The sequence below is a fragment of the Azospirillum agricola genome (assembly GCF_017876095.1).
Lineage (GTDB): Bacteria > Pseudomonadota > Alphaproteobacteria > Azospirillales > Azospirillaceae > Azospirillum > Azospirillum agricola.
The window spans coordinates 22,947-42,848 of sequence record NZ_JAGINM010000030.1 but is presented as its reverse complement, the minus strand read 5'-3'; the positions used below and the strand labels follow the sequence as shown (position 1 = coordinate 42,848).

General features: G+C 70.2%; 16 protein-coding genes. 12 read left to right on the top strand and 4 right to left on the bottom strand.

Going from position 1 to position 19,902, the window contains the following annotated elements; translation table 11 throughout:
* Positions 1-11 precede the first annotated feature (11 nt).
* Together J2847_RS30050 and J2847_RS30045 are read right to left on the bottom strand one after the other, a co-directional pair.
* Entirely contained in the window at positions 12-2,534 is a 2,523-nt protein-coding gene (locus J2847_RS30050) for an ATP-binding protein (protein WP_325169514.1), read from the bottom strand.
* Complete coding sequence (locus J2847_RS30045; RefSeq protein WP_233474879.1) at positions 2,531-4,048, bottom strand: ABC transporter substrate-binding protein; 1,518 nt, start codon at positions 4,046-4,048, stop codon at positions 2,531-2,533. Before J2847_RS30045 ends, J2847_RS30050 begins: the two co-directional genes overlap by 4 nt.
* A gap of 201 nt (positions 4,049-4,249) precedes the next feature.
* On the opposite strand from J2847_RS30045, the gene J2847_RS30040 reads away from it, so the two are divergent.
* From J2847_RS30040 to J2847_RS30020, 5 genes are all read left to right on the top strand, one after another.
* Complete coding sequence (locus J2847_RS30040) at positions 4,250-5,416, top strand: alpha-hydroxy acid oxidase (protein ID WP_209782406.1); 1,167 nt, start codon at positions 4,250-4,252, stop codon at positions 5,414-5,416.
* A 66-nt stretch (positions 5,417-5,482) separates the two neighbouring features.
* On the top strand, positions 5,483-6,247 hold the full coding sequence (locus J2847_RS30035; RefSeq protein WP_209782405.1) for an acetoacetate decarboxylase family protein: 765 nt from the start codon (positions 5,483-5,485) through the stop codon (positions 6,245-6,247).
* Positions 6,248-6,326: 79 nt separating this feature from the next.
* Positions 6,327-7,589: an ABC transporter substrate-binding protein gene (locus J2847_RS30030; RefSeq protein WP_233474878.1), complete on the top strand. Its 1,263-nt coding sequence runs from the start codon at positions 6,327-6,329 to the stop codon at positions 7,587-7,589.
* A complete protein-coding gene (locus tag J2847_RS30025; protein ID WP_209782404.1) occupies positions 7,586-8,323 on the top strand; it encodes an SDR family NAD(P)-dependent oxidoreductase in 738 nt (245 codons plus the stop codon). Before J2847_RS30030 ends, J2847_RS30025 begins: the two co-directional genes overlap by 4 nt.
* An 88-nt stretch (positions 8,324-8,411) precedes the next feature.
* Positions 8,412-9,260, top strand: a complete 849-nt coding sequence (locus tag J2847_RS30020) for a fumarylacetoacetate hydrolase family protein (protein ID WP_209782431.1) — start codon at positions 8,412-8,414, stop codon at positions 9,258-9,260.
* A gap of 5 nt (positions 9,261-9,265) precedes the next feature.
* On the opposite strand, the gene J2847_RS30015 is transcribed toward J2847_RS30020, so the two are convergent.
* A complete protein-coding gene (locus J2847_RS30015) occupies positions 9,266-10,282 on the bottom strand; it encodes a GntR family transcriptional regulator (protein ID WP_209782403.1) in 1,017 nt (338 codons plus the stop codon).
* 617 nt (positions 10,283-10,899) lie between these two features.
* Here J2847_RS30015 and J2847_RS30010 point away from each other — a divergent pair.
* The 7 genes from J2847_RS30010 to J2847_RS29980 all read left to right on the top strand — a co-directional run bounded on the left by J2847_RS30010 (position 10,900) and on the right by J2847_RS29980 (position 18,318).
* On the top strand, positions 10,900-11,652 hold the full coding sequence (locus tag J2847_RS30010) for a TauD/TfdA family dioxygenase (protein ID WP_209782402.1): 753 nt from the start codon (positions 10,900-10,902) through the stop codon (positions 11,650-11,652).
* A gap of 17 nt (positions 11,653-11,669) precedes the next feature.
* On the top strand, positions 11,670-12,533 hold the full coding sequence (gene dapF / locus J2847_RS30005; protein ID WP_209782401.1) for a diaminopimelate epimerase: 864 nt from the start codon (positions 11,670-11,672) through the stop codon (positions 12,531-12,533).
* A complete protein-coding gene (gene sbnA / locus J2847_RS30000) occupies positions 12,523-13,554 on the top strand; it encodes a 2,3-diaminopropionate biosynthesis protein SbnA (protein ID WP_209782400.1) in 1,032 nt (343 codons plus the stop codon). The genes dapF and sbnA overlap by 11 nt, the downstream gene beginning before the upstream one ends.
* A complete protein-coding gene (gene sbnB / locus J2847_RS29995) occupies positions 13,551-14,588 on the top strand; it encodes a 2,3-diaminopropionate biosynthesis protein SbnB (RefSeq protein WP_209782399.1) in 1,038 nt (345 codons plus the stop codon). Before sbnA ends, sbnB begins: the two co-directional genes overlap by 4 nt.
* A gap of 49 nt (positions 14,589-14,637) precedes the next feature.
* Entirely contained in the window at positions 14,638-15,681 is a 1,044-nt protein-coding gene (locus J2847_RS29990; RefSeq protein ID WP_209782398.1) for a PLP-dependent cysteine synthase family protein, read from the top strand.
* Between the two features lie 118 nt (positions 15,682-15,799).
* Positions 15,800-17,002, top strand: a complete 1,203-nt coding sequence (locus J2847_RS29985; protein WP_209782397.1) for an MFS transporter — start codon at positions 15,800-15,802, stop codon at positions 17,000-17,002.
* Positions 17,003-17,058: 56 nt separating this feature from the next.
* Complete coding sequence (locus tag J2847_RS29980) at positions 17,059-18,318, top strand: ATP-grasp domain-containing protein (RefSeq protein ID WP_209782396.1); 1,260 nt, start codon at positions 17,059-17,061, stop codon at positions 18,316-18,318.
* Between the two features lie 44 nt (positions 18,319-18,362).
* On the opposite strand, the gene pdxR is transcribed toward J2847_RS29980, so the two are convergent.
* On the bottom strand, positions 18,363-19,850 hold the full coding sequence (gene pdxR, locus J2847_RS29975) for a MocR-like pyridoxine biosynthesis transcription factor PdxR (RefSeq protein ID WP_209782395.1): 1,488 nt from the start codon (positions 19,848-19,850) through the stop codon (positions 18,363-18,365).
* Positions 19,851-19,902: the final 52 nt, after the last annotated feature.

The window sequence follows — 19,902 nt, the reverse complement described above, 5'->3', positions numbered from 1 at the left end:
GGCAGAGGCTTTCACGCGCGGGTCAGGGTGAGGACGAAGGCGGTTCCGCCGGGGCCGCTCTCGGCCACCGACAGCACGCCGCCGAAGTCGCGGACGATGTTGTACGAGATCGACAGGCCGAGCCCCAACCCCGTCCCCACCGGCTTGGTGGTGAAGAAGGGATCGAAGATCTGCCCGACCGGATCGGCGGCGATACCGGGGCCGCTGTCGCGCACCTCGATGCGGACGGCGCCCCCCTCCTCCCCATCCTCCACCGCCTCGGCGCGGACCAGGATGCGGCGGACCGGCGCGCCGGCCACGGCGTCCAGCGCGTTGCTCAGCAGGTTGACCAGCACCTGCTCCAGCCGGACCTCCTCGGCGCGGACCCGCAAGGGGCCCCCGGACTCGGCGTCGGGCAGAGCCAGCTCGAAGCCGACCGCCTCCTCGCGCAGCCGGTTGCCGAACAGCGACAGGGCGCCCCGGATCACCGGCTCCAGCTCCACCGCGCCCAGCCGGCTGTCGGGACGCCGGGCGAAACGCTTCAGGTGGTTGGTGATGTTCGCCATGCGGGCCGTCAGGTCGGCGATCTTGCCCAGGTTGCCGTCGGCCTCATCGACCCGGCCCAGCCCGATCAGCTTGCGCCCGTTGTGGGCGTAGGAGCGGATAGCGGCGAGCGGCTGGTTCAATTCGTGCCCGACCCCGGCGGCGAGCTGGCCGAGCGCCGCCAGCTTGCCGGCCTGCACCAGCTCCGCCTGCGCCTCGCGCAGCTCGCGCTCGGTGCGCTGGTGCTCGGCGATGGCGCGCTCCAGCCGGTCGTTGGTGGCCCGGAGGTCGGCGGTGCGCTCCCGCACCGTGCGTTCCAGGACATGCTGGGCCTCCAGCCGCTCGGTCATGTCGGTCAGGGTGACGATGAAGCGCTGCCGCTGGCGGCGCCAGAAGGGGCGGACGCCGACCTGCACCGGCACCGCCCCGCCGTCCGGACGCCGCCCGCTGACCAGGATGGACAGGGCGGGCGCGACACCCTCGGAACCGGCGGAGGCCTGGAGGGACGCCTGGATGGACGACTGGGCGGCGAAGAAGGCCGCGACACGGGCCGCGCCCTCCGCGTCCAGATGGTCGGCGAGGCGGGCGGCACCCCCGCCCTCCCCGTTCCGGGCGCCGGGCGGCGGCGCGATCAGGGCGGCGGCGAGCGGGTTGACGAACTCGATGACGCCCTCCCCGTCGGTGATCGCCAGCCCGGCCTGGGCGTTGTCGATGATCGCCTGGGCGTTCGCCTCCTCCACCGCGACGGCGGTGTCGCGGAAGACCAGCAGGGCCGCCGCCATCTCCGACAGCTCGTCGCGCCCGCCCAACGGGATGTCGGCCTTCAGATCCCCGGCGGCGATGGCGCGGGCGGCGTCGCCCAGCCGGGTCAGGCGGGAGATCAGGTTGCGGTTGACGTAAAGCCACGCCACCAGCACCGCCACCAGCAGGCTGACCACGGCGCTCGCCAGAAGGGCGGAGCGGCCGAAGGCGATGGCCTGGGCGGAGCGCGCGGCGGCGGCGCGGGAATCGCTCTCCACCGCCTGGACCTGCCGGGCGATCAGCCCGTTCAGTTGCGCCACGATGTCCCGGTTCTCGGCCAGCAGGGCCTGCCCGCGCGCGGCGGTTTCCAGCTCCTCCCGGCGCAGCGCCGGCACGCCGCCGTCGGCCCCGCTCGCGAGGTCGAGAAGCTGCGTCACCAGTTGCCCCAGCGTCACCCCGTCCGCCCAGTCGGCCAGCGCCGCGAGGTCGCGCTGAAGCCGGTCGGCGGTCTCGTCGAGGAAGCCGGCGTTGTCGTCCAGCGTCTCGGCGGTGGCGAGCGTCGCCGCCCGCGCGATCAGCCCGACCGCGAGGTTGCCGTTGGCGCCGATCTGCAATACCGCCTCGCTGCGCCGATTCTCCTCGCGGAGCGTGCGGACCGCGCCGTCGGAGGGCTTCCCGCTTGCGACCGTCGCCAGCGCGCTCTGGATGTTGAAGCGGGCGTCGGCCACCAGCGGCTCGATCTCGTCGAGGAAGTCGGCGTGCAGCCAGCGCAGCCGTTCGACGGCCTCCTGGTTGCGGCGGGCGAGCGCCAGCCGGTGGCGCACCGTGCCGTCCAGCGCCGACAGGTTGCGGCCGAGCGCGTCCACCACCGGGCGCAGGCCGGGCACCCCGCCCTCGATGGCGTCCGTCAGCGCCCGCAGCGCGGTCAGGCGGCGGCCGAGCGCGTCGCGGATCGCGTCCATCTCGGCCTCGGTCCGGCTGCCGGCCAGGATGGGAGCGGTGGCGATGATGGCGCCGCCCTCCTCCGCCAGCCTCGCCGCGAGGCCCAGCGCCGGCAGATGGCTTTCCGCGAACTCGTCCAGCGTGCCGCCCAGCCGGTCGTAGGACAGCCAGCCGAGCGCGCAGGCCGCCACCGACAGCACCGCCACCGCGACGAAGGCCAGGAACAGGCGGACCCGGATGCCGAAACGCACCGGCACCACCCCGCCATCCGGCCCCAACACACCATCTGGCCCCAACGCACCCTCCGGCGCAGCCGCCGGGGCGCTCACGGCCAGCCTCCCTCGCCGGCCGCCACGCGAAGGATCACCAGCGCGCGTTCGGCGGCCGACAGCGCCGTGTCCAGCCGGCTCTTCGAGAAGGCCCGCCATTCGGCTTCCAACTCGCCCTGCCGCGCCGAAACGGGCACCCCGCGCGACGGCCGGCGCAACGGCGCGGAGAAGGCCGGATCGACGGCCTGGGCGGCGTCGACGGGAACGGCGGTGGCCGCCGCGCGGGCCGCGCGCAGCAGGTCGCGCGCCACCGGGTCGGGGGAGGCGGCCAGCCGGCTCTCGCCCTCGTGGATCAGTTGCCAGACCCGGTTGAGCGTCCTCACCCGGAAGGTGATCAGCTCGTCGAACAGCCGGTTGACCAGCTCGTAGCGGCGGCTGGACAAGGCGCGGTCGAAGAGGAAGAGATCGTCGCCGGTCTCCCGCGCGTAGGGGTTGGGATAGCCCGCCGGCGCGGCGGCGTATGCGGCGGGGCTCACCGGCAGGCGGCCGATGTCGGGGCGCAGCATCAGCGCCTGCCCAGCGGGCGACAGCAGGAAATCGATGAAGGCTCCGGCCCCGTCCGGGTTGGGGGCGCCGCGCAGGACCGCCACGCTGGCCGGCAGGAACACGCTGTCGGCCGGATAGGCGAAGCGCAGGCCACCGCCGGCCGCCTCTCCCGGTTCCGTCCCCTGGCCCGCCCTCTGCTCCGTCCCCTGGCCCAGGAAGTCGATGGCCAGCCCGATGCCGAAGCGGCCCCGGGCGACCCCCTCGACCACGCCGTAACTGCGCGCCGTCACCGTGGCGAGGTTGCCGGCGATCTCAAGCCACGTCGCCCAGCCGCGCTCCCAGCCATGGAGTTGCAGCACCGTCTCCACCATCAGATGCATGGTGCCGGACCGCGAGGGCGCCGTGATGCCGAGATGGCGGGCGTAGCCGGACCGCCGCAGGTCCTCCCAGCCGCGCGGGGCGGCGATCCCGTGCCGGTCGAGATAGGGCTGATCCCAGACCAGCCCATAGCCCGACAGCGCGAAACCGAGATAGGCGCCGTCCGGATCGTCGATCGGCTGGTTGCCGACGGTCGCCGGCGCGCCGGTCGGCCGCGACACGACGGGTGCCAGCAGCCCCGCCGCCTTCAGCACCTCGAAGGCGTCGGGAGCGGAGGCCCAGAAGACGTCGACCTCCTCCCCCGCGCGGTCCTGCAACTGGGTGATGGCCGCCGTCGTCTTGGTGTTGACGACACGGAGGCGCCGGTCGGGATGCGCCTGCTCGAACGCCTCGCGCACCGGCTCGTAGAAGCTGGCCGGATAGGAGGTGAGCACCGTGACGGCCGCGGCCCCCTCCTGGCCGAGGGCGGCCGGCGCGGGCAGCAGAAGCACCGCCGCGACGGCCGCGACCCCGCGCAGCCATCCGCCGCACCGCCCGGCGCGGTGGAAGGGCGGCTCCTCGCGGAGCGTCCTGGAAGACTGAAGCCGGCGGCGGTCCATGCCCCGCAGATAAGGCCATCGGGCCGGGCCTGTAAAGGCGGCACGCCGCATCGTCCGTCATCCCAACGGAATCGGTTGACAGCGGCGGAAGGGCGTTGCATTTTAGAAACGTACTTTGGATGCAATGTACGCACGAGCGCGCCGCCTCGCGAAACGACGGCCCGATCCAACGACCGAACCTCCACGGCCGCCGTCGCCGGTGCCCGGCACCGCCCTCGGCGCGTGGCTTCGCGCAACTTGCAGGATGAGGACATGGCGTCATCCGAACCGGTCATCACATGCATCGAGGACCTGCGCCTTCTGGCGCGGCGACGGGTGCCCCGCATGTTCTACGACTATGTGGATTGCGGGTCCTGGACCGAGCGCACCTACCGCGCCAACAGCGAGGCGCTGTCCGAAATTCCGCTGCGCCAGCGCGTCGGCGTCCCCATCGCCGGGCGGTCCCTGGCCAGCCGGATGCTGGGCGAGCCGGTGTCGATGCCGGTCGCCATCGCCCCCACCGGACTGACCGGCATGCAGCACGCCGACGGCGAGATCCTGGCGGCACGGGCGGCCGAACGCTTCGGCGTGCCCTTCACCCTGTCGACCATGAGCATCTGCTCAATCGAGGACGTGGCGGCGCACACCAGCCGGCCCTTCTGGTTCCAGCTCTACGTGATGAAGGACCGCGCCTTCATCGAGCGCCTCGTCGCCCGCGCGCGGGACGCGGGATGCTCGGCGCTCGTCGTCACCCTCGACCTCCAGATCCAGGGGCAGCGGCACAAGGATTTGAAGAACGGGCTGTCGACTCCGCCCAAGCCGACCCTGCGCAACCTGCTGGATCTGGCGACCAAGCCGCGCTGGTGCCTGGGCATGTTGCGGACCCGGCGGCGCAGCTTCGGCAACATCGTCGGCCATGTCGACGGGGTCACCGACGTCTCCTCGCTCGCCGGCTGGGTCAGCCAGCAGTTCGACCCGACGCTGAGCTGGGAGGACGTGCGCTGGCTGCGGTCGATCTGGACGGGAAAGCTGATCGTGAAGGGCATCATGGATCGCGACGACGCGCTGGCGGCGGCCGAGAGCGGCGCCGACGCCGTGGTGGTGTCCAACCATGGCGGCCGGCAGCTCGACGGCGCGCCCTCGACCATCGCCGTGCTGCCCGACATTGCCGAGGCGGTCGGCCGGCGCGTCGAGGTGCTGTTCGACAGCGGCGTCCGCTCCGGCCAGGACGTCCTCAAGGCGGTGGCGCTCGGGGCGAAGGGCGTGCTGATCGGACGCTCGTTCCTGTACGGGCTTGGCGCCATGGGCGAGGCCGGCGTGACCCGCTGCCTGGAGATCCTCCACCGCGAGCTCGACCTCACCATGGGGCTGTGCGGCGTCACCGACATCCAGGCCGTCGACGGCGCAATCCTGATGCGCCGCGACCGGCCGGCGGCCTGAGCCCGATCACTTCATCACATGCGTCACAGCTGCCCCGCCAAGGGGGGCCCGAAGGAAGGAAGCGAGATGTTTGGCAAGTACAAGATGCACCCGAACAGCGGGGTCAACCCGCCCTACGCCCCGGCCTACCCGCTGGAGTGGGAATGCCCGCTGCGCACGCTGGAGGTGGTGACGCGGGTGGAGCGGTCGAAGGTGGAGGCGCTGCTTGCCGACACGCCGTTCGATCTGGTCAACGACCGCGTCGCCTTCCGCTTCATGCTGTCGCCGGGCCACACGCTGGCGCTGCACGCCGGCGCCATGTTCGATTTGATGGTCACCGTGCCGGTCCGCTGCGAGGGTCTGTTCACCCAGACCCACATCTTCATGTACTGCACCGACCCCATGGGCATCGCGGCGGGCCGCGAGATCTTCGGCTACACCAAGAAGGACGCCACCCACCGCTTCGAGGAGGGCACCGACGGTTCGGTCGAGGGCTGGGTCCGGCGGCGCGGCACCCCGCTGGCCGATTTCCGCTTCACCCCCGACGACGGCGCCCCGCTCGTCCGGCTGGTCGACGGGGACGAGCAGCCGGCCGGCGAGATCCATGTCCGCCGCGTTCCCCATCCCGAACGGCCGGAGCCGGTCTACGCCGACGTCGTCTACCGCCGCACGCCGCTCGAATACTCACCGCCGCGGCCGGGACGGGTGACGATGACGCTCCACCCCTCGGAGTTCGATCCCATCGCCGCGCTCGAACCGGAGATCCTCGGCGCGCATTTCATGGTGTCGGACGTCTATGGCGGCGGCTTCGCCGTCGAGGACCGGCGCCTGCTCAAGCGCCTCATTCCCTGAGCCGCCGCGCCCGCCCACCCAGAATCAACGCTCGCGGCGCTCGGTTCCAACGCGGCGCCGCATCATCGGGAGGTCGACAATGACCAGGAAACGCCTGACAGGACGCATGACGATGCCGCGCCGGACCATCCTGGCCTCCGCCTTCGGCGCGGCCTGCCTCGCCGCCGTCGGCGCGCAGGCGCAACAGCCGGCGCCGCAGCAGACGGGGCCGTTGAGGATCGGCGTGCTGACCGACATGTCCAGCCTCTACGCCGACGTGACGGGCAACGGATCGATCAGCGCGGTGCAGATGGCGATCGAGGATTTCACCGCCGGCCGCAAGACACGGCCCATCGAGGTGATCAGCGCCGACCATCTGAACAAGGCCGACATCGCGGCGTCGACCGCGCGGGAGTGGATCGACCGCAACGGCGTCGACGTCATCGTCGACGTGCCCAACTCGGCGGTGGCGCTGGCGGTCGGCAACATCGTCCGCGACAAGAACAAGGTGATGCTGGCGTCGGGCCCGTCCTCCTCCGACCTCACCGGCAAGAGCTGCTCGCCCAACACCATCCATTGGACCTACGACACCTACTCGCTGGCCACCGGCACGGCGACCGCCGTCGTCGGGTCGGGCGGCAAGACCTGGTTCACCCTGACGGCCGACTACGCCTTCGGCCACGCGATGGAGCAGGACGTCAGGAACGTCGTCGCCAAGAGCGGCGGGCAGGTGCTGGGCGGCGTGCGGACGCCGCTGAACACGCAGGATTTCGCTTCCTTCCTGCTCCAGGCCCAGGCGTCGAAGGCACAGGTCATCGGGCTGATCAACGCCGGCGGCGACACCATCAACTCGATCAAGCAGGCGGTCGAGTTCGGCGTCACCGGCGGCGGCCAGCGGCTCGTCGCCACCGTGCTGTACATCAACGACGTCCACGCGCTCGGCCTGCCGGTGGTGCAGGGGCTGCAATTCACCGAAGCCTTCTACTGGGATCTGAACGAGCAGACCCGCGCCTGGAGCAAACGCTTCGCGGAGCGCAACGGCGGCCGCCACCCCAGCGCGCTCCAGGCCGGCGCCTACGCCTCGGTGCTGCATTACCTGCGCGCCGCCGAGGCGGCGGGCGGGTCCGCCGACGGCAAGGCGGTCGTCGAGAAGATGAAGGCCACCCCCACCGACGACCCGCTCTTCGGCAAGGGCTCGATCCGCGTCGACGGCCGCAAGCTGCACGACATGTACCTGTTCGAGGTCAAGAAGCCCGACGAATCCAAGTATCCCTGGGACTACTACCATGTCCGCAAGGTCATCCCGGCCGATCAGGTGTGGCGGCCGCTGGCGGAGGGCGGCTGCCCGCTGGTGAAGTCGTGAGCGTCGCCCTGGTGACCGGCGGGGGCGGCGGCATCGGCCGGGCGACCGCCGTCCGGCTCGCCGAGGGTGGCGCCGACGTCGCCGTGGCGGACGTCGACGAGGGGCTGGGAAACGAAACGGCGCGCCTCGTCGAGGCCGCCGGCCGCCGGGCGCTGTTCGTCCGCGCCGACGTCTCGGACGGCATCCAGGTCGCCGCCTGCGTCGACGCGGTGGAACGGCAACTCGGGCCGATCACCGCCTTCGCCAACAACGCCGGGATCGAGGGCGTCGTCGCGCCGATCCACCTCTACCCGGACGAGGTCTTCGACCGGCTGTTCCAGGTCAACGCGAAGGGCGTCTTCCTCGGCCTGAAGCATGTCCTCGCCCGCATGGTCCCGCGCGGGACGGGCGCCATCGTCAACACCGCCTCGACCTCGGCCATCCGCGGTCGGACGGGACTGGCCGGCTACGTCGCCACAAAGCACGCGGTGCTCGGACTGACCCGCGTTGCGGCGCTCGACGTGGCGGGCACGGGGGTGCGGGTCAACGCCGTGCTGCCCGGCCCGGTCGAGACCCGGATGATCCGCTCGCTCGACGAGCAGGCGCAACGCTCCGGCGGCATCCGGCGCGCCGGGAGCGCCGCCTACGGCCGGCCGGAGGACGTCGCCGGGATCATCGCCTTCCTGCTGTCGGACCAGGCCGCCCACGTCAACGGCGCCGCCTGGACCGTGGACGACGGCGCCACGGTCGCCTGATCTTCCATCCCCATCCTCCGCAACCCGTTCTCCATCCTTCGCGCCGGAACCGGATTCCGGCATGGCGACCCAACAGGACCCGACCACGATGAAACTGTGCCAATTCGGCGATCCGAACAACGAGAAGCCCGGCCTCGTCGACCGCGAGGGCCGGCTGCGCGACCTGTCCGGCCTGCGGGGCCCCTTCCGGCCCGAGGACCTGTCGCCCGAGGGGCTGGCCCGGCTGGCCGCGATCGATCCCGGGAGTCTTCCCTTCGTGTCCGGCAACCCCCGCATCGGGGTGCCGTTCCACGGCACCTCCAAGATCGTCTGCATCGGCCTGAACTATTCCGACCACGCTGCGGAGACCGGGCTGCCGGTTCCCACCGAACCGATCATCTTCCTGAAGCCGACGACGGCGATCTGCGGGCCGAACGACGACACCATCCAGCCGCCCCACTCGACCCGGCTGGACTGGGAGGTCGAGCTGGGCGTCGTCATCGGCCGCAAGGCGCGGCACGTGCCGGAGGAACGGGCGCTCGACCATGTGGCCGGCTACTGCGTCGTCAACGACGTGTCGGAGCGCGCCTTCCAGATGCAGTCGTCGCAATGGGACAAGGGCAAGGGCTGCGACAGCTTCGCCCCCCTCGGCCCCTGGCTGGTCACCGCCGACGAGGTTCCTGACCCGCAGACCCTCGACCTGTGGCTCGACGTGAACGGCGAGCGCATGCAGACCGGCAACACGCGCACCATGATCTTCGGCGTGGCGGAACTGGTGTCCTATTGCAGCGCCTACATGACGCTGCTTCCCGGCGACGTCATCGCCACCGGCACGCCGCCTGGCGTCGGCATGGGCAAGCGTCCGGAACCCATCTGGCTCAAGCCCGGCGACACGGTGACGCTCGGCGTCGAATCGCTCGGGCGGCAGCGGCAGCGGGTGGTCCGCGCGCCGGAATAAGCCGCTCAGGAACGGTCGGGGGCGGCGGGCGCGAGGTAGGGGGGAAACTGCAACCGGGTCGTCCGCGCGATGATCTCGAAGCGCTTCAGCCACCGATCGTCCGCCACCTTCAGATGCTCGTGCAGCGCCTGCGCCGCCCCGCCGCCGTCGCGGCGGAGCAGGCGGTCGACGATGTCCAGATGCTCCGTCAGGGCCGCCTGGATCATCTCGACGGGAACGCCCAGGAAGGGGTGGAACAGGTAGCGGGTCGGGCCGAACACCAGATGGGTCCGTTCCAGCGCCCGCAGGATCTCCTTGTTGGGGCAGAAGGACAGGATGCCGATGTGGAGGTCGCGCTCGACCTGATCGAAGGCGGCGCTGTCCGCGACCGGGCCTTCGAGGGCGAGCGTCAGATTGTCCCGCACCGCCCGCAGCCGCGCGTCCGGCACATGGGGAAGCGATTTCAGCAGCGCCTGGGGTTCGAGAAGGCCGCGCATCTCGTAGAGGTCGCGGATGTGCTCGGGCGTGATCCGCCGGGCCAGCCAATGCCCGGTGTCGTCCTTCACGATCAGCCCCATGCCGTGCATGCGGGCGAGCAGGTCGCGCGTCACCGTGCGGCTGACGTCGAAATGAAGCGCCAGCTGCTTTTCGTTGATGCGCACCGCGTCGAACAGGACCCGGATGAACAGCTCCTGCTCGACCTCCTTGTAGATGCGTTCCCATTGCGGCGTGGCCTGGATGCGGATCGCATCGAGCGTCGCCAGCGGGCCGTCGGGGCTTGGCCCGCCCTGGCCGGCGGCGACATAGCCCTTGCCGTCATGCTCGTCGAGCAGCCCCTGCGCGCAGAGCGACCGCAGGGCGTGGCGCGCCGGAGAGCGGCTGATTCCGAACGCCTTGGCGACCTGGGCCTCCAGCAACCGTTCGCCGGGAGCGATCCGGCCGTCTTCGAGCATCGCCTTCAGGAGCCGGTAGGCCCGTTCTTGCAGCGAGGCCGTCCTGTCGGCGACTTCCGGCGTCGGATCGGGAATGGAGGCGCTCTTCATACGGTACGCTCGCGGTCGTTCGGCGGCGGAGACCCGGTGACGGCTTCGTGGTCATGGCGTCGCGGTCGTGGCGGCCCGGATCATACGCCAAAGGAACGGGATTGACCATCGTACTTTGGATGCATTGTGCGAATCCGAGCGGTGGGATTTCGGTGCGTTCAGCCGGCGGCGGACGCCGTGTCCGCGCGGCCGCTTTTTCTTTATAATGATTTTAATTCCAAACCTCCTTTTTCTTGCGCTCTGAAAACTGTTTCAGATCAGCGGATTGAATTGGGAAAAAGAGGCAAGCACCAACAAAGCAAGTCCAGCTTGCGCTTGCTGTTCACGCATACGATTGAATGAATTCAATATTTATCTCTCAATAGTCGATAAATTCTCTGGACATCGACGATTTGGCTGAATAACTTCGAGAAATAGCCCGTTCCGGTTGAATCCGACGGCTACCCAAAAGAATTTTTCCATTCTCTCCAAAATAACGAAGCACGGACAGAGCTATGAATCAGCTTCATGGCGTGAACGCCTATGACTGGATCAATCGGCGCAAAGGCATTATTCCGCCGATTATGGGAAAACAGTTCGATCATTTGCCAAACGAACTGTCCGACGTGATTTCGGGTTTGAGCGATTATGGAATCGCGCGTGGCCTGCTGCGCGAGCATGTCGGCAATCTGCCCCCCACCGGCCCCACGGGGGACCGGCCGGCGCGCGAGGAGTGGGGCGTCGAGTGGGCGACCATCCGCCTGTCGGCCGCCCTGGACTGCGACATCCTCGGCTATCCCGGCGAGAAGAAGGGCGAATACATCCATCAGGTGATCCCGATCCATGGCCGCGAGGACAGCCGCAGCAACGAGGGCACGAACCTGTTCGAGGCGCACATGGAGGCGCCGCACCTGCCCGACCCGCCCGATCTGGTGATGCTGGTCTGCCTCAAGAACACCGAGCGCGGCCCGACGACCCTGTGGCCGATGGAGATCCTGCTCTCCGAGCTCGACGAACGCGAGATCGGCATCCTGTTCCAGCCGCGCTTCCTCGTCGAGATGGGCGAAAGCTGGGGCGAGCGGAGCTGGTTCGAGCATCCGGTGCTGAGCCGCAACGAGTTCGGCGACCTGAAGCTCCGCCTCGACCTGACCTCGATGAAGGGCAAGGACGAGGAGGCGCAGCGGCTCCTCGACAAGCTCTTCGCCTTCTGCGTGACGCCGGAGGGCGTGTCGCGCAACTGCGTCAGCGTGGTGCTGGAACCGGGCGACGCGCTGCTGTTCGACAACCGCAAGACGTGCCACGGCCGGGCGCCGATTCCGCGGATCGGTCTCGCGGCGGGCGACCGGCGCTGGTTGCAGCGCGTGTATCTGCGCCGCAAGTTCCCGGTCTGAGCCAGGGGCGCCGCATCATGTCCATCGACATCGAATTCACCAAGATGCACGGCCTCGGCAACGACTTCATCGTCGTCGAGGAGCGGGCGCTGGACGGGCTGGACGGGCTGGAGCCGGGGGCGCTCGCCCGTCGGATCTGCCACCGCCAGACCGGGGTCGGCGCCGACGGCCTGCTGCTGGTCGCCGGGCCGGATGCGGACCACGCGGTCGGCATGCGGGTCCTCAACCCGGACGGCAGCGAATCCAGCATGTGCGGCAACGGGATCCGCTGCGTCGCCCGCTACGTCCACGACCGCGCCATCCTGCGGCGCCCCGTCCTGGCGGTGCGGGCCCGCGCCGGCCTGATGACGGTCGCGGTCGAGCGGGACGGCGACACGGTCACCGGCCTGCGCATCGACATGGGGCTGCCGCGGTTCGACGCCGCCGGCATCCCGGTCCGCGCCGGCGCGGATCCGGCGGCGCTTCTGGTCGGCGGAAACGGCTCCAGCGAGCCGCCGCTGCGGTTCCACGCCATCGGGCTGGGGGTGCCGCACGCGGTGACCTTCGTGGACTCCCTGGACGACGCGCTGGTCCGCGGCGCCGGGCCGCGGGTGGAACGCGACCCGCTGTTTCCCGAGGGGATCAACGTCAACTTCGTCCAGCCGCTGGCGCGCGACCGGCTGCGCGTGCGGAGCTGGGAGCGCGGCGCCGGCGCCACGCTGGCCTGCGCCAGCGGGGCCTGCGCGGCGGCGGTGGTCGCGTGCCTGCGCGGGCTGACCGGCCCCCGCGTCACGGTCGAACTGGAGCTGGGCGAACTGACGGTCGAGCGGGACGCGGACGGCCGCGTGTTCATGACCGGCCCGGCCGAGACCGTCTGCACGGGGCGCTTCCATGTGCGGTGATGCGGGCATGGTCGCGGGCTGCCCGACCGAGCTGATCCACGGCGGGTGCTATCTGTCCCTGCGGTCGATCGCCCCCCACATCGCCATCAACGTGAAGCTGGAAGGCTTCTCGGTCAGCGGCTCCATCAAGGTCAAGCCGGCCGTCCACATGGTCCGGCAGCTGGAGGCCAGCGGCCGGCTCGGGCCGGGGGCGCGGCTGATCGAAAGCTCGTCCGGCAACCTGGGGCTGGCGCTGAGCATGATCTGCGCGGCCAAGGGCTACGCCTTCACCTGCGTCAGCGATCCGAACATCGCGCCGCTCACCGCCCGCGCCATCCGCGCCTATGGCGCCGAGCTGGTCATCGTGCGCGACCGCGACCCCAGCGGCGGCTATCTCGGCACCCGCATCGACCTGATCAAGGCGATGCTCGACCGCGACCCCCGGCTCGTCTGGATCAACCAGTACGAGAATCTTGAGAATGTCCGGGCGCACCAGCTGACCACCGGGCCGGAGCTGCTGGCACGCTTTCCCCGGCCCGACTATGTGTTCGTCGGCGCCGGCACCACCGGAACGCTGGGCGGCGTCTCGGCCGCCCTGAGGGAATGGTCCCCGTCGACGCGCATCGTCGCCGTCGATTCCGAAGGGTCGGTGACCTTCGGCCGGCCGGCGGGCAAGCGCCACATCCCCGGTCTGGGAACCAGCCGCAAGCCGCCGATCAGCCGGCTGTCGAGCTTCGACGAGCTGCTGATGGTCCCCGAGGCCGACACCATCGCCATGTGCCGCCGGCTGGCCCGCGACGGGGTGCTGCTGGGCGGCTCCTCCGGCACGGTGCTGGCGGGAGTGAAGGCCTTCGCCCCGGCGATCCCGCCGGGGGCCTGCGTCGTCGCCATCTCCCCCGACCTGGGGGAGCGCTACCTGGACACGATCTACAACGACGAGTGGGTCGAGGAGCATTTCCCCGGCCTCCTGCCCTCCCTGCTCCCCCCTCCTCTCCCTGCCCCCGCCGTGGGCATCGAACAGCGCGCGAAGGAACCGGCATGACCTCCGCCCCCAGTTTCCACGTCCTCTCCGGCCAAGTCATCGCGGCCCTTCTCGCGACCGGCCATGACGAGGTCGTCGGCGTCGTGCGCGACACCTACCGGATGCACGGCCGCCGCGAGACCAACAACCCGGACAGCTATTTCCTGCGCTTCGACGACAAGCCCAACGCGCGCATCATCGCGCTGCCGGCGGCGGTCCGCGGGGAATCCCCGGTGTCCGGCATCAAATGGATCGCCAGCTACCCCGACAACATCCGCTCCAACCTGCAACGCGCCTCGGCCACCCTGCTGCTGAACGATTACGAGACCGGCTACCCGGTCGCCTGCCTGGAAGCCTCGCAGATCAGCGCGGCGCGGACGGCGGCCTCGGCGGTGCTCGCCGCCGACCTGCTGAGCCGTGGACAGGCGGGCGGGCAAGAGGGCGGGCGGCGGGGCGGGCGGCTGGCGGTGGTCGGCGCCGGCGTCATCGCGCGGACCATCCTCGACTACTTCCGCGCCCAGGGCTGGCGGTTCGACTCCCTGGCCGTGCACGACCTGAACGAAGCCGACGCGGAGCGGCTCCGCGACGTCGCGCCGTCCCTCGCCGGGGAACGCTGGGTCGCGGCCTCGCTGGAGGAGGCGGTCCGCGGGGCGTCGCACGTCGTCCTCGCCACCACCGCCGCCACCCCGTACATCCACGACGCGACCCTGCTGCACGCCGGGCAGGTGATCCTGAACGTGTCGCTGCGCGATCTGGCGCCCGAGCTGCTGCTGGCCGCCTGCAACGTCTTCGACGACGTCGAGCATTGCCTGAAGGCCGCGACCTCCCCGCATCTGGCCGAGCAGCTGACCGGCGGACGGGACTTCGTCGCCGGCACCCTGGCCGACGTGATGGACGGGACGCTGGTTCCGGACCGGGACAAGCCCATCGTCTTCTCGCCCTTCGGGCTCGGCGTGCTCGACATCGCGGTCGGCCGCCACCTGCTCGCCCGCGCGGTCGCGGGCGGGCACACCCGCCGCATCGACGACTTCTTCCCCGACACGGCGCGCTGGTGAGCGCCTCCGCTCCCTGCCCCGCGCCGCCCCCGACTGGAAACACCGCACCGTGATCCACGAAAACCTTCTCGCGACGGTCGGCGACACCCCCGTCGTCCGCGTCGCCACCCTGTCGCAGCCCCCCGGGCGCAACGTCTTCGCCAAGCTGGAGTTCTTCAACCCCGGCCGCAGCGTCAAGGACCGCATCGCGCTGAACATCATCGAGCGGGCGGAGGAGCGGGGCGAGCTGGCCCGCGACCCGCTGATCATCGAATCCTCGTCCGGCAACACCGGCATCGGGCTCAGCATCGCCTGCCGGGTGAAGGGCTACCGGAACATCGTCGTCGTCGACCAGAACTGCCCGGTCGAGAAGCTGAAGATCCTCCAGGCGCTGGGCGCCACCATCCTGATGGTGCGCAGCGAGCACGACAAGGGCGCCGACCTGACCCAGTCGCGCATCCGCCTGATCGAGGAGCTGCGGCGGCGGATCGACGGCGTCTTCGTCCCGAACCAGTACGAGAATCCCGACGCCCCCGACGCCCATTACCGGGGCACCGGCCAGGAGATCGTCGACTGGATCGAGACGCACGGCATTACCCTGGACGCCGTGCTGGTCAGCGTCGGCACCGGCGGGACCATCACCGGCGTGTCGCGGCGGATCAAGGCCCACGACCCGGCCATCCGCGTCATCGGCGTCGAGCCGGTCGGATCGACGCTGTTCGGCGGCACCAAGGGGCCCTACCTGCAACAGGGGCCGGGAAACTACTTCATCCCGAAGAACCTCGACCGCACCCATGTCGACGGCGCCGTGAAGGTCGGCGACCGCGACGCCTTCTCCATGTGCCGGCGCATGGCCCAGAAGGAGGGGCTGCTGCTCGGCGGATCGGCCGGCGCCGTGCTGCACGCCGCGCGCCACCAGTTGGAGGGACCGAACAACAATGTCCTGTGCGTGCTTCCCGACAGCGGCGAGAAATATCTCGATACTATATACTCGGATATGTGGCTGGCGGACAACGGCATTGAACTTGACTCCGATCTGGTGAATTCTGTCCACGTCGTCAATATGGACGGCGGCGTTGATTACGAGTCTCTCGCAAATCTTGTCGGATCATGACGCGGCACGCCGGCCGCACTGATTTCAGGAACGGATTGTCCATGGCGGGCGGCACGGCCCGTCATGAGGGCCTCGCCGGTTTCCGACCGCCCTCTGTCATTCATGCATGGAATCGTCGATGAGCACGTCTGCCAGCACGTCCGCCGCGAAACGGCTTCTGTACGCCGAGAATTTCCTGATCACCTTCGCGGTCGGGATTTTCCTGACCCTGCCCACCTACCTTCAGCAGCAGGGGCGGACGGAAATCTTCTTCGGCCAGGTCTTCGCGGTGGGCGCGGTGGGCGCGCTCACCTGCGTCGTCGCCGTTCATTGGCTGCTGCGCCGCTTCGGGCTGAACCGGGTCGCCCCCTGGGGCAGCCTGGCCTTCGGGTTGGGAAGCGTGGTCTACGCCCTGGCGGCGCAGCGCTTCGCCGACAGCGACGCACTGTTCTACGCCGCCTCGCTGTTGCAGGGGGTCGGCTGGGGCCTGTTCCTGCCGATCGGCCCGATCTGCGTCTCGTCGATGGTCGAGGCCAAGGAGCGGCCCCGCTTCTTCGCCCTCTACGGAGCCTTCAACACGCTGGGCATCGGCGTCGCCCCGATCGTCAGCAGCCTGGCGATGACGCACCTGCACGCGAGCTTTCTCGACCTGTTCGTGCTGGCCTGCGTCGCCAACCTCGGTGGCTGGCTCTGCTCCTGGACGGCGGCGCGCGGAAACGAGTCCTACGCGGCGGTGAGCCGCGAGGTCTCGGTCAACACCGACCGCAACGCCATCCTCCAGGTCTTCGCGCTGCCCAGCGTCTATTTCTTCGCGATGATGCTGCTATGCGGCTGCCTCTACACCAGCATGACGAATTTCCAGACCAGCTTCGCCGGGGCGATGGGGCTGGACTACAAGCTGTTCTTCCTGTTCTTCACCTCCTCGATCATCCTGGCGCGCTTCTCGCTGGGCCGGCTGCTCTCCGACGTCCCGCCCCGGCGCTCCATGCCGGCGCTGGTCGCGGTCATGCTGGTGGCGATGGCCTGCCTGTACGGGGCCGCGTTGTCCTCCGTCTTCTACGCGGCGGCGGCCGTGCTGTTCGGCCTCAGCTACGGCCTGATCGTTCCGATGATCCAGGCCCAGGCCACCGCCCACGCGCCGGACGCGCTGCGCTCGCAGGTGCTGATCACGGTCAGCATGTCCTACCTGCTGGCCCGCTACCTGTTCCCCTATTTCGCCGCGCAGGCGATCCAGCCCTTCGGCTATGGCGGGCTGCTGTTCCTGCTGGTCCTGTGCGCGGCGCTGAACGTCGCGCTGGCCGGCTACTTCTTCTTCGGGCGGGTCGTGTACCGCGCGGCCTGACCGCCCCTTTCCATCACCCATCGGTTCCACAAGGGACTTCGAAAAGAGACGTCGGCATGTCCAAGCATGTTCTGATCATCGATTCCAACCTGCCGGGCTTCGAGACGATGCGGCGCGCCAAGCAGCGCGGCTACCACGTCTCCTTCATCCGCTCCAAATACCGGCTGTATTCGGAGACGGAGGCCATCCGCAAGGCCGTCTACGACATCGACACCGTCCTGACCATCGAGGATCCCACCGACATCGCGGAAGTGCGCCACGCGATCGAAACGGTGCAGCGCCACCGCCCGGTCGACGGCGTCATCACGCAGCTCGAGATCTGTGTCGACGTGGTTGCGCGGATCTGCGCCGAGCTGGGCCTTCCCTTCACCGACGCGGGCGCCGTCGAGCGGGCGCGCGACAAGGCCAGGGCGCGCGAGGTCATCCAGGAGGCCGGCCTGCGCTCGGCCCGCTTCCGGGTGGTCCACAGCCCGGCGGAGGCCGCCGCCGCGATGCGCGACCTGGGCGTGCCGGTGATCGTCAAGCCGCAGACCGGCTACGACAGCCTGTTCGCCTGCCCGGCCTCGACGCCGGAGGAGGCCGAGGCGGCGGCGGCGCGGCTGCTGGAGGGAATCGACCGCGTGCCGGCGCAGATCCGCCCGCAGCTCCGCCGGGGAATCCTGGTGGAGGAGTTGTTGCAGGGACCGCTGGTGTCGGCCGAGATCGGGGTTTCGCGGGGTCGCTTCCACCGCTTCATGATCTCGGGCCGCACGCGGGCGGCGGAGAACGAGTGCATCGAGCTGGGCGCCATCATGCCGGCCGACCTGCCCGAGCCGGAGCGCGAGCGCTGCTTCGCCTACGCCGAGGACGTGGCGCGCGCGCTCGGCCTCGATCTCGGCATCCTGCACATCGAGCTGATCGTCACCAAGGACGGCCCCGTCCTGGTCGAGGTGAATCCGCGCCTGATGGGCGGCGTGATGCCCGGCCTCTACAACAACCTGACCGGAGACAACATCTTCGACCATCTGCTGGACATCCATCTGGGCCTGGACGTCCCGGCGCCGGCGCGGGGGGCCGGCGGCTTCATCTCCTCGCGCAAGATCATGGTCCGGGCCGACGGGCGGCTCGCCGACCGGATCGCCCTGGACTGGGTGAGGGACGTCCCGAACCTGATCCATTTCGACCCCTACATCCTGCGGCCCAACGAAGCGGTGAAGCGCCTCGACATCCTGGCGCGCTACCAGATCCGGGGCGAGGATCTGCGGGACGCCGACGCCACGGCGGCCGGGCTGCTCGACCGGTTCGAGGCGGAGCTGGGCGTCGCGCTGGTGCGCTGACGGGGCGTGGAGGGTCGGGACGTGGAGGCCGGGGAGTGCCTGCCCTACGGCTTCGCCACCGCGCGGAGCACGGCCTCCAGCCTCCGGACCGCGTCCTCGATCTCAAGCGGCGTGTAGGCGGCGAAGCCCATCAGGAAGCCGGCCTCGCCGCCGCCGGCGTGCAGCCCCGACAGGCCGAGAAGCTCGATCCCGGCGCGCCGCGCCGCGTCGATGGCGGCGCGTTCCGGAAGGTCGCGGGTCAGCACGCAGGGCATTTGCAGCCCGCCGACGGGAAGGCGCGGCTCGACGAAATCCGACAGGTGCCTGGCGACGAGGCCGGCCAGCGCGTCGAGCCGCCGGGCATAGACGCTCCGCATGCCGCGGACATGCGCGCCGAAATGCCCGCCCTCCATGAAGCGGGCCAGCGTCAGCTGCGCCATGGGGGCCGTATGGCCGTCCAGCAGCGTGCGCCCGACCGTCATGGGCTCCACGAGCTGGGGCGGCAGCACCACATAGCCGATCCGCAGGCCGGGAAAGAGCGATTTGGTGAAGGTGCCGATGTAGAGGGTGCGGTCGTGCGGATCGAGCCCCTGCACGCAGGCCGTCGGCTTGCCGGCGTAGTGGAACTCGCTGTCGTAGTCGTCCTCGATGATCCACGCCCGGTGCCGGGCCGCCCAGTCGATCAAGGCCAGCCGGCGGTCGAGCGCCAGCGTCGCCCCGGTCGGGAACTGGTGGGACGGCGTCAGGGACACCGCCCTGGCCCCTTGCGGATCGGCCATGATCGGATCGACGATCATGCCCTGCCGGTCGACGGGGACCGGAACGCAGTCCAGCCCAGCCGCGTCGAACGCCTTGCGCGCGCCGTAATAGGCGGGATCCTCGATGAAGATGCGGTCGCCGGGATCGAACAGCATGGCCGCGCACAGCGACATCGCCTGCTGCGCGCTGGTCAGCACCAGCACGCGGTCGGCCGTGGCGCGCGCGCCGCGTTCGAGGTTCACGTAGTCGGCGATGGCGCGGCGAAGCGGCTCGGCCCCCTGCGGATCGCCGTGCAGCAGGGTCTGGACGCCGGCCTCCCTGCGCACCTGCCGTTCCAGGCGCTCCCAGAGCGCAAGCGGAAAGCCGCGGGTTTCCGGCACGCCGGGGGCGAAGGGGCGCGGCGCCAGCATCTCGCGCACGCCGCCGCCCTGGAAGATGGCGGTTCCGCGCCTGCCGAGGGCCGGGGCCTCGTCGCGCGGCACCCTGTCCCGCCGGGAGGAGCGGCGGAGGGGCGCGAACGCCGTCATCTCCGCCACGAAGCTGCCGCTTCCCACGCGCCGCTCGATGAAGCCCTCGGCGTGGAGCTGGCCATAGGCCGCCTCGATCGTGTCGCGCGACACCCCCAGTGATCCGGCAAGCGCGCGCGAGGCAGGCAGCGGCTTGCCCGGCGCAAGCGCGCCGTCGACGATCAACTGCCGGATGGCCCGCTGGATCCGCGCGTGAAGCGGCATCGCCGCGTGCGCGGGGTGGGCGATCCACGCCTGGACCGATTCCAGTTGGGAATGCTTGAACAAATGGCCAGGATCCCTTCGGCGGACCGGAGAGGCATATCGGACCATTCGCCGG